Genomic DNA, 12,553 nt, shown 5'->3' on the forward strand with positions numbered 1-12,553 from the left:
TTTTAGAGTACAAATCATTTGGGGGTAAAACATTCTTACTGTGAACTGTCCTATTTTCATGTAACCAAATTGTCCAGAGGGAAAGGGGTAGGGAGAGAATTATTTAGTGCAGTAAAGAAAGTGGCTAAAGGGATGGAAAGGGACAAACTATATATTGGGGCTCACCCTTCTGTGGAAACGATATCCTTCTACAAAAGTATGGGATGTACACTTGCGGAAGAAATGAATCAAGAAATTTATTTGAGAGAGCCTTTAGATATTCAATTAGAATGTCTACTCTAATTGTTCATTAGGGGACAGGGACCTTGTCTTCTACCTTAGCTAATCTAACGAACCCTATGATTCTACTGCCCCCTACCACTAAAATGCTAAAACGGATTTAACAAAAAACAAAAAGCCTTGATCCGAAGCTCAAGGCTTTTAATTAAGAGTAAGTAGGATTTCATTTGAGGTTCAAGTTCTTCAGCAGGACAAAGCCCCTGTCCCCTTGTCAGTTAACGGATTCTTTGAGAGGAACAAAGGTGAAAAATAATGAATTGGAAATACAAAACTTCTAATGCCTATTTTGAATACTTTAGTTTTCATGATTGTTTATTGAAAAAAATTTACCATCTTTATGATGCTGTTGTATTTGAATTTGAGTTCGTATATATTACTGAAGGGCATCCTCTAAATCCTTATAAAGTTGCTAAATCAACTGGAAAATCGAAGTTGGTATTTAATGGAGTAAGTTTGAATAAGGCTATTATTCATTTAGAAGATGGTTCAAATCAGCAAGTATTCATTACAGACTTAGGTGAGTTAGAGATATTAACATTAAACCAGAGCCCTATTGATGATTATTATTCGTTTGATATTTTATGTACCAAAAGTGATACAGGTCATTTATGTAGTATAAAAATTGAAACAGAAAGCTTTACATTAGAGTGGAACGAATTTTGTGAAAACGCTTGGTTTGTAGGGTGGAATAACTAAATATCTCCTAATACTCCATTAAATATTCCTCTAATTAAATTTATATTTACTAAATTACAAGTGAAAATAAAAAAGTTATGGAGTTGCTCGTATAAACTATAAAGATTTTAAAACAGTTAAAAAAGGCTATATTCTTTCAGTTGGTGTGTTCATAAAAAATGTGTACGTACTTGAAGTTCTGACAGGATTTTCAGACACTCCAGAATATCATAAAATTACAAAGGACGAATTCGATATCTTTGAGGTATGGAAAGATGAACATCTTTCTGACTGTTCAAGGACTTTCATCTTCCTTTCTTTTTTTATTTTTGACCTCCAATTCATCAGCCATTTCTGTCACGTAAGGAAAGGTCACTTGCTTATAATTCCTCGTTACTTTTTCTTTTACTGTTCGAAAAGAGACAACATAGGAATAGATGAAGACCTCGCTTAATGTAAGGAGGATGGCCGCTGTAATGCTGCCCCAAGCAATTTGCATGTAACTTTCAAGTAATATACCGCCAAAAATACCAAATAATACTATACACAGTGAAAAAATGAACGATTAATGTGCTGTTACTTCCAAGCCTTTTTAAAAGAATAACTATTCCAGTTAAGTAGGTCAGGATAGTTGAAAGAACGCTAAAAGATACCACTTGAGCTAAACTTGCTTCAAAAAAAAGATCTAGGCTGATCGCATAAACAACAAGGGATAGTACAAATTTTAAAGAAAGAAGTCGTAATGTATTCAAATCGTATTACCTCCTTTTTTTAGTTTGTAACACAATCCTTAGAAATATACAGAGTGGAATGGTATAACTTGTACTTTTTGTATAAATATTTCAAATAGTATGAAACTAACTTTCAATCCAAACGTCTATTATAAGGATAACGTTTTAAAAATAGAAAATAGAGTTAGGAATTTTGTTATTAGTTCATTTAACTACTAACATATGATATGGTAGTGATGTGAATAATTTACAAATATTTGAAATAATCGAAAGGTGAATAAGGAGGTCTGATGATGTGAGCACAAATCATAACTTTCATTATGGGGTAAACACACCAAATTTGAATAAAAAAGTATACAGTATGATTGGAATTTTCATCACTTTGTTAGGGTCATCATTTGTTGCCTATTCGTTATTTTTTGATATGGAACGTCTCCCTAAAGGAGAGCTTTTAACTGAATCAGCTTCTCCAAATGGGGACTATGTGATTAGAGCCTACGTGGCAAAAAACGATTCGACAGAATCACTTAGAGGAGAGCTTCTTTGCCATCAAGAAGGAACCATGAAGACTATCTATTGGAATAAAAATGAAAATACTGCAGTGATAAGGTGGATTGAAAAAGACACCGTCATCATTAATGGTCACATTCTACAAGTACCTAATGAAACTTATGATCACAGATGGGATTAATTCCAATCATAATGGAAAGCGAGGTTCTAAGGTTGATCAGACAAGCGACAAGAGAAGATGCCATTCATCTGGCAATTGTACATATACAAAGTTGGAGAACTACGTATCGAGGTATTTTAGAAGATGGATATATAGATAGCCTTTCATATGAAGAGAAAGAACGATTATGGAAAAACGTTCTTCAGTCACCAACTGGATTGAAAAATACATTTGTAGCATACAACCAAGATAATGAGATCATTGGCTTTATTAATGGAGGACAAGACAGAGAAAAAGCGGATGTTAAAATTGCAGAGATTTATGCATTCTATTTAGTAGAAGAGTATCAAAGACAAGGAATTGGTACGGAATTATTTCTGGCTATGTGGGATCATTTTTAAGTTGAATCAATATTCAGAAATGACGGTTTGGGTAATACAGAATAACCCATCCATACAGTTTTATCTCAAAAAAGGTGGAATAGTAGTAGAAAAGGAGAATGTTAAAATAGGAAATTCAGAGGTAGTAGAATGTAAGGTGGAGTGGTTTTTAAAATAATACTATTAAATATTTACCATATAAATATTATGTAAACATAAAATATACTATAAGACAAATAAAGAATCTCGCTTTAAAGAGATTCTTTACGATTCTGTATAAAATTATGAAACAGGTACTAATAAATTTTCAATATCCAATTCTATATCAATAGGGTCCGTAGTACATTCATACCTTTTTATTACTTCACCTTCACTATTAATCAGGAACTTTGTGAAGTTCCATTTAATAGAGTAATCATCTGCTAAGTATTCTGGATGCTTTTCGTTAATTAGTGGAATCAGGATTTTAGCTACAGGGTGAAAAGGATTAAATCCTTGAAACGGAATCGTTTGGGATAAATAAGTAAATAACGGGTGTGCTCCCTCATCTCGAACATTTGTTTTTTGAAATAAAGGGAATGTGACGCCATAATTCAATAAACAGTTGGTTTGAATTTTTTCATTATCGTCAGGTTCTTGGTGGTCAAATTGATTACATGGGAAGCCTAGAATGAAAAACCCTTTTTCTTTGTAACGATTATAAAGTTTTTGCAAATCTTCATATTGATAGGTAAATCCACATTTACCAGCAGTATTCACAATCAGTAAGGTTTTCCCTTTATATTCTGACAATGTTTTTTCTTGACCGTTCATTGACACTGCATTAAACGAGTGTACTGACATTATTATTCCTCCAAAATAGTAAAAAACAACTATATTCACTATGCTACTAAACTACTATAGGTGTTAATATATAATTAAGCAATGGTTAGTGTGCGATTTTCAACATAATTTTATATATTTTCATTGACAGCGGATACATTTATGGTATGATTCTAACTGAAAAATAAATAATTCCGTTTTACCCACTAGGGGAGCCCATAAATGATAGGGCTGAGATCAAAGTGATTCTTTGAGACCCTTAGAACCTGATCTGGATTATACCAGCGTAGGGAAGTGGATATGTGTATCGTTATCAATTTTAGAGAGCAATTTGTCTTTCTAAATTACTTTACCTTATCACCACTTTCTTCCTTCAGAAAGTGGTTTTTTGTTTGTCTTGAAACGATAGATTAAGAGAGAGGAGGAACTGTATGCAAAGGGAGCTTCATGTCATGACAAATGGAGTAGATTCTGTCTATACAACAATTGAAAAAATTGTAGAAGTTGAATGCTGGGTCGATAAAATTCATATTCGTGAAAAAGATAAATCTGCTCGAGACATTTGCACAATTGTAGAAGGATTACGTGATAAAGGAGTACGGTTAGATAAATTAGTGATAAATGATCGATTGGATATCGCATTATTGTACGGTCTTTCCTCCATACATTTACCTTCAAATGGAATAAAGGTTAAGGGTATACGAAAAATGTTTAAACACCTTGAAGTAAGTAGGTCTGTACATTCCATCTATGAAGCAAAACAATCGATTGCTGAAGGAGCAGATTACATTATGTTTGGCCATGTGTTCCCAACAAAATCAAAGGAGTATATGCCTCATAGGGGCCTAAATGTAGTAAGAACTCTCGTTGACGAATTTGATAGCAAAGTGCTAGCAGTAGGTGGAATTCATGCTAGCAATGTGATAGATGTTTTAGAAACTGGGGTGTTCGGAGTAGCTATTATGTCAGGAATCTTAGATGCAAACAATCCTGGTGCTGAAGCAAAAACTTCGAAACAGTATGAATGAGTGGAGGCAATAATATGCAACGATTCGACTCAATTATAGTTGGAGGAGGAGTGATTGGAGCTTCTATTGCTTTTGAGCTATCTACAAGGGGTCTGTGGCAGGAGCTGGGAACCCAGTAAAAATGGCAGAAGCTATGAAGCTAGGTATAAGAGCGGGAAGGTTAAGCTATGAAGCAATGAGAATACCAAAGAAAAAATATGCATCGGCGAGTAGCCCTGTTGAAGGGATGAGCAAAGTTTGACTAGATACTCTAGACAGGAACGTTTCAATCCAATTGGAAAAGTTGGTCAGCAAAAAATTAAGAAATAAACATGTGCTGCTTATTGGGATTGGTGCTTTAGGGACATCGTTAGCAGAGGGATTAGTTCGAGCAGGAATTGGCAGATTAACCATAATGGATCGAGATTATGTAGAGTGGAGTAATTTGCAGCGTCAAAAGTTATTCACTGAAAACGATGCAATTGACCATACCCCTAAAGTGATTGCAGCAAAAAAATGCATTACAAAAGATGAATTCTGATTGCGAAATTGATGCTTATGTTTGTGATGTGGGACCAGTAGAATTAGAGCAACTTAAAGCCAAAATGAATATTGACTTGATCTTAGATGGAACAGATAATTTTGAAACCCGCTTAGTTATCAATGACTTTGCCCAAAAGTATCATTTGCCGTGGATATACGGGGCTTGTGTTGGTAGCTATGGTATATCTTATACGATCATTCCAAGAGAGACACCTTGTTTATACTGTCTTTTAGAAGCTATTCCGTTAGGGGGGGCTACATGTGACACAGCGGGAATTATAAGCCCAACTGTTCAATTAGTGACGTCATTGCAATTGGTGGAATCTTTAAAACTATTAACAGAGAATAGAAATGCAATGAGAGACACTTTGTATACGTTTGACCTTTGGGAAAATTCAACAAGAGAACTAACTATCCAACCTCTAAAGAAATCTGATTGTCCATGCTGTGGAGATGAGAAAACGCATCCCTTTCTAGACGTTCAAGCAATGTCTAGGTCAGCTGTATTATGTGGGCGGGATGCTGTACAGATTAGACCTTCTCACTATCATCAAACGGATTTAGAGATAGTGGCTAATAAGTTACGCGAAATTGGTTTGGTAGTTAAAAAGAATGATCAACTATTGATCATAGAAGAAAATCGTCATCGAATTGTTTTATTTAAAGATGGTAGAGCGATTGTCCATGGTACAACAGATAAAAATGAAGCGAAATCAATTTACCATCGTTATTTAGGATAGGAGTGGGATAGGTGATCGTGAAGAAAGCACTAACCATAGCTGGTTCTGATTCAGGAGGAGGAGCAGGAATACAAGCGGATTTAAAACATTTCATGAAAGGAATGTTTTTGGAATGTCTGCGGTGACTGCTGTCACAGCTCAAAATACGTTAGGTGTCCATGGTGTTCACCCAATACCAGTTGAAATGATTTATGAGCAAATCTCTCGTATCGAACAAGATTTGACACCAGATAGTATAAAAACAGGGATGCTCTTTAGTGTAGAAATTATTGAAATGATTGTTTTTTGTGCCAAACAATATGACTGGGATAAGTTAGTGGTAGATCCTGTTATGATTGCGAAGGGAGGAGCGTCTTTACTACAACCTGATGCGATCCAAACCATTCAGAGAAAGTTAGTACCTGTCTCCTTTTTGATTACTCCCAATCTACCTGAATGTGAAATTTTAACCAATATGGAAACTAAGACGATAACATGCAAAAAAGATGCAGCCAAAAAATTACATGATTTAGGTGCTAAATATGTCCTACTTAAAGGGGGACATGGGATGGGAGATGTATTGGTTGATCTTCTTTTTGATGGAAAGAATTTTTATGAATGGGAAAGTCAGAAAATAGAGACAAAACACACGCACGGAACGGGATGTACTCTATCTGCAGCAATAACTGCTGAGCTCGCAAAAGGCAAGGATGTGGTGAGCGCAGTTGAGGTCGGGGTAAGATTTATTCAAAATGCAATCCAGCATTCTTTACAACTAGGCTCCGGAAATGGACCAACTAATCATTGGGCGGACAGGCAGGTTTTAATTAAATGATTCATAACCGAAGTTTAATTGAGCAATTATCTCTTTATTTTGTTTGTGGTAGTCACAATTGCCTTAATGATATAGAGAATACGATCAGGGATGCCATTATGGGTGGGGTTACCATGATTCAATATCGAGAAAAAGGCGAAGGTGCCTATAGTGGAGAGGAAAAGTGATCGTTGCACAGAAAATTAAAACGATTTGCGAACAATTTTCTGTCTCTTTTATTGTGAATGATGATCTACAATTAGCAACCATATTAGATGCAGATGGTCTCCATGTTGGCCAGGAGGATGGTGATTTAATAGATATTCGTAATCGATGGAGAGGGATATTAGGGATTTCTACTCATAATGTGGAAGAAGCTCGAGATGCACAAAACATTGGTGCAGATTATATTGGTGTAGGTCCCATGTATCCTACCTTTTCAAAGGAGGATCATGCTGAAGTAAAAGGCCCTATGATGATTAATAATATACGAAATGCTGGAATAAGAATCCCTCTTGTGGGAATTGGTGGAATAAATCAAGAAAATATGCGTAACGTTTTGGAAGTGGGAGCAGATGGTGTAGCCGTTATTTCCGCCATTAGCCGAGCTTCAAATCCCTTTCAGGCAGCTTTAGAGCTATCTCTTTCAATGGAAAAAATAAAGAAAGAGAATTAGTATATCATAGTTATATTATGTAATCTTAAAAGACCAAAAAAAGAACCAATGATTTTGGTCTTTTCTTTCATTTTCATCTATTAATTGTGGACATAACTTGATTGATGAAGTTTTCGTAACCCGTGTAAATCTACTATACTAAAACCTACTTTTGAAAAGATAGGTAAGATAATAAATACGAGAACCTCTGTTAATTCCTGTGCTAAACCTAACCCAGAGGGACCTAATAGCCATGCAGTTGGATAGCATACCCATAAAACCGATAAGTAGATGGCTACTCTGGTATAATGACGTGCTAACCTTGTACCATTTGAAATAGCGATTCTTCTTAGAGGTCCAAACGTAATGACTAGGATTATAATAAGAGCGATAACGCCTAAGCTATACCAAATATATTTTGTAGTACCAATTGATAAATCTGCTACAAATCCTGTGATAATCATAAAAACATCTAGGGCTACAAGAGAAAAAAGGAGAGTTAAATTCTTTTTCCACCAAACATAGCGGTTAAGGCTAAAGCAGCTAATAACAAGGGAGTGGAAATCACCCAATCAATATACCTAGCATAATAGATGGTGGTATCATCATATTGAAATAATCCTTGACCAAGTGCAATAGACAAATAAGCAGCCCCAGACCACAACGGGATGACCATAGCGATCAAATATTCCGAAGCAGGAACCCCTTTTGGATCTTTACTTAAAAGGTAGAAATACAATGCCCCTAGTAACATAATGAAGGAATAACCATAGTGAAGTATAGAAATCATAAAAAAAATCCTCCTAATTTAACAATAGAACTAGTATATCCAAAATTCGTCAAGTTATAAGGAATAGTGGTTTTATTACTGTACCATTTATGCCTATAATGAGAGAGAACAGAAAATACACGTAGAAAGTAGGGAGATTATGACATCATTACATCAATTAACTGAGGAAGAACAAAACAACTCCTATTAGTGATTAAAAATCTTTGCAACATACTGTATCCCACGAACAAATCAACGCAGTAAAAGTAGAAAAATTAGATGTGTTAGTTCTAGCGTCTAAGCAAAATGATCAGGTACATCTTCAATTATTCAAGCTTTCAGAAATAGAATGGGAAAACGGTTCACCGAAAAATTTATCTACCCCTCTATACATAGCAACTGTTCATCAAGATAGAACAGTGACCTCTAAAGCGAATACGAATGTAAAAGGAACCAAATTCGAACATGTTATTCAATATGTCGAAAAGGTACTAAATCCTTAAGGTGCAATCAATATGAAAAGGGCCCACTTTTATAAGTTTGGGCCCTTTATACTTTGTATTTTATTCAGATATTAATTTCCACTTATCTAATAATCCTTGTGGAGGATATGACTCTTGAATTTCATCGTCCACATAATAAACTCTGATCCGATTCCCAGTAGCTATAGAATAGGTCTCTCCTTCTCTAAGTGTTACAATGGTTATATCTCCGCTTTGTTCTTTTTCAAGTAACAATTGGTCCAAACCTTTCGTTTCAACCTCTTTTGAGCTAGAGTTTTTAATTAATGTAAGAGAATTTTCGTTAATGGATCCGACAAATCCTTCTTCATAAAATCGATTGGGTTCATCCCAAACATTCTGAAAGATTAAGATAGATACAACAGGAATAATAAAACTAAGTAAAATAATGCAGACAATCAGTATTTTGGCTTTCATTCGTTACATTCCCCTTTTTTCATGCGGTCAATATTGTACATTCATAGTAACAGATTTTTAGAATATAGGACAGGAGGGAAGCGCTTGAATTATACTAAAATCGCATTTATAACTGATATTCACGGTAATCCCTATGCATTAGAAAGTGTATTAAATAAGATTGATCAATTGAATGTAGATCAAATATTTTGTGGTGGCGATCAGGTTGCCATTGGGCCATTCTCTAATGAAGTGATGGAGATTCTTACTAGTCGTGAGGATGTTCAGTGTGTTCATGGGAATCATGATCTATGTGTTCTAGCTATTTTTCATAATCAGCCATACCCTAGAAGTCATGCTCATGCGTATTCCCACCATGAATGGATAGCAAGAAATTTGGACCCAAAATGGATACCTTTTATGAATTCATGGAAACGTGAAATACAAATTAAAGTTGGAGGGAAACCAACACTTGTTACTCACTATGGCTATGTGAAAGAGCTTCTTCATGCTCCCATTGACCGTGAGCCATACAAAAATATCGTAGAACCTTCAAAAGAAAATATGGTAGAGCTATATAAAAGAAAAAAATGAAGACATCCTATTATTTGGTCATCATCATCCTCTACATTATTTTCAAGTGAATGGTACTTATTATATAAATCCTGGAGCTTTAGGATGTCACAACAAAGGTGAAGCCCCTTTTTGTATCCTTACTGGTCGTGATGTTAAGTTTTATACAGCAACTTATCCTTATGAAGCATTTATAGAATCATATAATAGATTAAACGTCCCTAGTAAAGAGGAATTGCTATCTATTTTTTTCTCTTCCCATGCAGAGTAGCTAAAAATTCCTGGCAAGTATAAACTAATCATGCATACTATTTAGAAGTGTTTGTAAGAAATCATCAGGTAGGTTTTTAAATAAATGAGCATGATAGTAGGAGGGTGACAATTTGGATTTAGAAGGTCAAAAAGTTCTCCCTGCGATCCATTCAATGAAGGATTTTGAGAGAATGCTAGAAAGTAAGTATACGTATGGAGTATTTTTAGATTTGCATATCAGTAGATTGAGATCAGTTTTTCAAATGGCTAATAGTCAAAATAAGAAGATGTTCTTACATATGGATTTAATCCAAGGACTTAAAAATGATGAATATGCTACAGAATTTATTTGCCAAGAGTTAAAGCCATATGGAATTATTTCAACAAAAAGCAGTGTGATAAAAAAAGCGAAGCAAAAAGGTGTGCTAGCAACCCAGCGTACGTTTATTTTAGACTCTAATGCGTTTAATCGAAGCATTGAACAAATAGAGAAGAACAGCCCAGATTTTATCGAAGTCTTACCAGGTGTTGTGCCTAAAGTGATTACTCGATTAAAAGAAGCTACCGGAACGCCAATATTTGCTGGTGGACTAATTGAAACAGCAGAAGAAGTAGAAAATGCAATTCATGCAGGTGCAATTGCTGTAACAAGTTCTAACCATGACTTATGGAAACTATATGATCAATAATAGGGATTTCATTGTATGATGTTATGTACCAGTATTTTTTTAGCTTATTCATAATAAGTTATAAAAATAGAACCTATTCGTACTAATGCTAATTCAGTTCAAATAGGTCATGAAGAAAGGGAGAATGTTAGATCTTAAACTTTTCATCCCGTAGTGATTATGGTATGATACAGTTAAGTTAATAAATCGGTTAGAGAATGAGAGAGACCACACGAACGCAAAGAACGTAGTACTTTGTGTTTGTTGTGGTCTTTTTGTGTTAAATATAGCTAGTAAAGGGAGAGATAATCTCATGATGTCATCAAAAAATCGAAACAGTTTACTAAATCAAATGAGTCAAAATGAATTTGATGTTGTTGTCGTTGGAGGAGGTATCACTGGTGCTGGAATTGCGTTAGATGCATCCAGTAGAGGGTTGAAAGTTGCTCTAGTTGAAATGCAGGACTTTGCATCAGGCACATCTAGTCGCTCAACCAAGCTAGTCCATGGTGGCTTAAGATATTTAAAGCAGCTAGAAGTGAAGATGGTTGCAGATGTAGGGAAGGAGCGAGCGATTGTTTATGAAAACGGTCCTCATGTGACGACTCCAGAGTGGATGTTATTGCCCATTTATAAAGGAGGAACTTTTGGTAAATTCAGCACATCCCTTGGATTACGAGTATACGACTTTCTAGCAGGTGTGAAAAAATCTGAAAGAAGATCCATGCTGTCAAAAACCGAAACTTTAAAGAAGGAGCCTTTAGTAAAACAAGAAAATCTGCTCGGCGGCGGTTATTACGTAGAATACCGAACAGATGATGCTAGGTTAACGATGGAAGTATTAAAATCTGCTGTCAGTTATGGTGCAACCGTACTAAATTATGTGAAAGCAAATGAATTCTCTTATCATACCAACAGAGTGAACGGTATTCATGCAACGGATTTAGTTAGTGATACACCATTCTCCATTAAAGGAAAATACGTTATTAATGCGACAGGACCTTGGGTAGATGAGGTTAGAAAGAAGGATTATTCTACAAATAATAAGAATCTTCGCTTGACCAAAGGTGTTCATTTAGTGTTTGATCAAAGTGTCTTCCCTTTAAAGCAAGCAATCTATTTTGATACACCGGATGGCAGAATGGTATTCGCGATTCCACGTGATGGAAAAACCTATGTAGGAACCACAGATACTTTCTATAACTCCGAAAAGGCTACACCTAAGATGACAAACGAGGATAGGGAGTATATTCTAGAAAGTATTCGTTTTATGTTTCCAGAAGTGAACGTACATGAAGAGGATGTTGAATCTAGCTGGGCAGGTATACGTCCATTAATCTATGAAGAAGGGAAGGACCCTTCAGAAATTTCTAGAAAAGATGAAATATGGGAGCACGAAAGTGGGTTAATTACGATTGCAGGTGGTAAATTAACAGGCTACAGAAAAATGGCCGAACAAGTTGTAGATCTGGTGGTTTCCAGAATGAAGTTAAATGAAGGCATCATTTACTCTGCTTCCAATACGAAAAACATACGTATATCTGGAGGAGATGTCAATGGTTCAAACGGATTTCAGAAATACATCGAAAAAATTAGTAAACGAATGCAAGAATGAGTATTTAGAAAAAAAACAAATAGAGGCATTAACCAGAATGTATGGTTCCAACATTCAACATGTACTCTCTTTTACTAAAAATATCTCTTACACTATACCGGTCGATTATTACGCTCAGTTAATGTATAGCATTGAACATGAAATGGCTTATACCCCAACTGATTTCTTCGTGAGAAGAACAGGTGATTTATATTTTAATATTGAAAAGGTCCTATTATACAAGGATCAGGTCATTACCATAATGTCTCAAGAGCTAAATTGGACAATAGATGAAACGAAAAGATATACACAAGATCTTGAACGAGAATTAACCGACGCAACCGAACCTATTAATCTTCACTAAATCAAAGGTAAGAGACTATTTCTTCAAATGGAGGAATAGTCTCTATTTCTTTACAAGTATTGTATACTAGAATAAATAATTTCAACATGAAAGAGTTGCTTAAAATAATGAGGAGGATGAT

The 12,553-nt window shown here is 35.2% G+C and carries 13 protein-coding genes, 6 pseudogenes and 1 riboswitch; of the genes and pseudogenes, 14 read left to right on the forward strand and 5 right to left on the reverse strand.

What is annotated here, in order from left to right:
- The first annotated feature begins 18 nt into the window (after nucleotides 1-18).
- Both M44_RS21535 and M44_RS08165 read left to right on the forward strand, forming a co-directional pair.
- Complete coding sequence (locus tag M44_RS21535) at nucleotides 19-282, forward strand: GNAT family N-acetyltransferase (protein WP_010172616.1); 264 nt, start codon at nucleotides 19-21, stop codon at nucleotides 280-282.
- Between the two features lie 249 nt (nucleotides 283-531).
- A complete protein-coding gene (locus M44_RS08165; protein ID WP_010172617.1) occupies nucleotides 532-975 on the forward strand; it encodes a hypothetical protein in 444 nt (147 codons plus the stop codon).
- Nucleotides 976-1,249: 274 nt separating this feature from the next.
- On the opposite strand, the gene M44_RS25040 is transcribed toward M44_RS08165, so the two are convergent.
- Nucleotides 1,250-1,453, reverse strand: coding sequence for a DUF2512 family protein (locus tag M44_RS25040; protein WP_010172618.1), 204 nt, complete (start codon nucleotides 1,451-1,453; stop codon nucleotides 1,250-1,252).
- A gap of 7 nt (nucleotides 1,454-1,460) precedes the next feature.
- A complete protein-coding gene (locus M44_RS25045; RefSeq protein ID WP_010172619.1) occupies nucleotides 1,461-1,706 on the reverse strand; it encodes a DUF2512 family protein in 246 nt (81 codons plus the stop codon).
- Between the two features lie 274 nt (nucleotides 1,707-1,980).
- Between M44_RS25045 and M44_RS08175 the strand changes: the two genes are divergently transcribed.
- Together M44_RS08175 and M44_RS21545 are read left to right on the forward strand one after the other, a co-directional pair.
- Complete coding sequence (locus tag M44_RS08175) at nucleotides 1,981-2,376, forward strand: DUF5412 family protein (protein WP_010172620.1); 396 nt, start codon at nucleotides 1,981-1,983, stop codon at nucleotides 2,374-2,376.
- Between the two features lie 32 nt (nucleotides 2,377-2,408).
- Nucleotides 2,409-2,756 (forward strand): GNAT family N-acetyltransferase, encoded by a 348-nt coding sequence (locus tag M44_RS21545; RefSeq protein WP_237705238.1) that lies wholly within the window; start codon nucleotides 2,409-2,411, stop codon nucleotides 2,754-2,756.
- Nucleotides 2,757-3,017: 261 nt separating this feature from the next.
- Here the strand turns inward: M44_RS21545 and M44_RS08185 are convergent, their stop codons facing one another.
- Nucleotides 3,018-3,578, reverse strand: a complete 561-nt coding sequence (locus tag M44_RS08185) for a glutathione peroxidase (RefSeq protein ID WP_010172623.1) — start codon at nucleotides 3,576-3,578, stop codon at nucleotides 3,018-3,020.
- Nucleotides 3,579-3,755: 177 nt separating this feature from the next.
- Nucleotides 3,756-3,867: riboswitch (TPP riboswitch) on the forward strand.
- A gap of 121 nt (nucleotides 3,868-3,988) precedes the next feature.
- On the opposite strand from M44_RS08185, the gene M44_RS21550 reads away from it, so the two are divergent.
- The 5 genes and pseudogenes from M44_RS21550 to thiE all read left to right on the forward strand — a co-directional run bounded on the left by M44_RS21550 (nucleotide 3,989) and on the right by thiE (nucleotide 7,316).
- Nucleotides 3,989-4,585 carry a thiamine phosphate synthase gene (locus M44_RS21550; protein WP_010172624.1) on the forward strand — a complete coding sequence of 199 codons (597 nt, stop codon included), beginning with the start codon at nucleotides 3,989-3,991 and terminating at the stop codon, nucleotides 4,583-4,585.
- A gap of 91 nt (nucleotides 4,586-4,676) precedes the next feature.
- Nucleotides 4,677-4,826: pseudogene (locus M44_RS26100) on the forward strand (thiazole synthase); the annotation flags it as partial.
- Nucleotides 4,823-5,847 (forward strand): annotated as a pseudogene (locus M44_RS21555) (ThiF family adenylyltransferase). The pseudogenes M44_RS26100 and M44_RS21555, both read left to right, overlap by 4 nt.
- A 14-nt stretch (nucleotides 5,848-5,861) precedes the next feature.
- Nucleotides 5,862-6,661, forward strand: a pseudogene (gene thiD / locus M44_RS21560) (bifunctional hydroxymethylpyrimidine kinase/phosphomethylpyrimidine kinase).
- A pseudogene (thiE, locus tag M44_RS21565) lies at nucleotides 6,658-7,316 on the forward strand (thiamine phosphate synthase). Before thiD ends, thiE begins: the two co-directional pseudogenes overlap by 4 nt.
- Before the next feature lie 80 nt (nucleotides 7,317-7,396).
- Here thiE and M44_RS29870 read toward each other — a convergent pair.
- A pseudogene (locus M44_RS29870) lies at nucleotides 7,397-8,085 on the reverse strand (bacteriorhodopsin).
- Between the two features lie 203 nt (nucleotides 8,086-8,288).
- On the opposite strand from M44_RS29870, the gene M44_RS08225 reads away from it, so the two are divergent.
- Nucleotides 8,289-8,567: a hypothetical protein gene (locus tag M44_RS08225; protein ID WP_010172632.1), complete on the forward strand. Its 279-nt coding sequence runs from the start codon at nucleotides 8,289-8,291 to the stop codon at nucleotides 8,565-8,567.
- 60 nt (nucleotides 8,568-8,627) lie between these two features.
- Here the strand turns inward: M44_RS08225 and M44_RS08230 are convergent, their stop codons facing one another.
- Nucleotides 8,628-9,002 carry a DUF3221 domain-containing protein gene (locus M44_RS08230; RefSeq protein WP_010172633.1) on the reverse strand — a complete coding sequence of 125 codons (375 nt, stop codon included), beginning with the start codon at nucleotides 9,000-9,002 and terminating at the stop codon, nucleotides 8,628-8,630.
- Between the two features lie 84 nt (nucleotides 9,003-9,086).
- Between M44_RS08230 and M44_RS21575 the strand changes: the two genes are divergently transcribed.
- The 4 genes and pseudogenes from M44_RS21575 to M44_RS08245 all read left to right on the forward strand — a co-directional run bounded on the left by M44_RS21575 (nucleotide 9,087) and on the right by M44_RS08245 (nucleotide 12,432).
- On the forward strand, nucleotides 9,087-9,575 hold the full coding sequence (locus tag M44_RS21575; protein ID WP_010172634.1) for a metallophosphoesterase family protein: 489 nt from the start codon (nucleotides 9,087-9,089) through the stop codon (nucleotides 9,573-9,575).
- 46 nt (nucleotides 9,576-9,621) lie between these two features.
- Nucleotides 9,622-9,825, forward strand: a complete 204-nt coding sequence (locus M44_RS29875; protein ID WP_420167101.1) for a hypothetical protein — start codon at nucleotides 9,622-9,624, stop codon at nucleotides 9,823-9,825.
- A gap of 112 nt (nucleotides 9,826-9,937) precedes the next feature.
- Nucleotides 9,938-10,495: a glycerol-3-phosphate responsive antiterminator gene (locus M44_RS08240; RefSeq protein ID WP_010172635.1), complete on the forward strand. Its 558-nt coding sequence runs from the start codon at nucleotides 9,938-9,940 to the stop codon at nucleotides 10,493-10,495.
- A gap of 292 nt (nucleotides 10,496-10,787) precedes the next feature.
- A pseudogene (locus M44_RS08245) lies at nucleotides 10,788-12,432 on the forward strand (glycerol-3-phosphate dehydrogenase/oxidase).
- The last annotated feature ends 121 nt before the right edge of the window (nucleotides 12,433-12,553 follow it).

The sequence above is a fragment of the Bacillus coahuilensis m4-4 genome (genome assembly GCF_000171615.1).
GTDB classification, from domain to species: Bacteria; Bacillota; Bacilli; order Bacillales; family Bacillaceae_K; genus Bacillus_T; species Bacillus_T coahuilensis.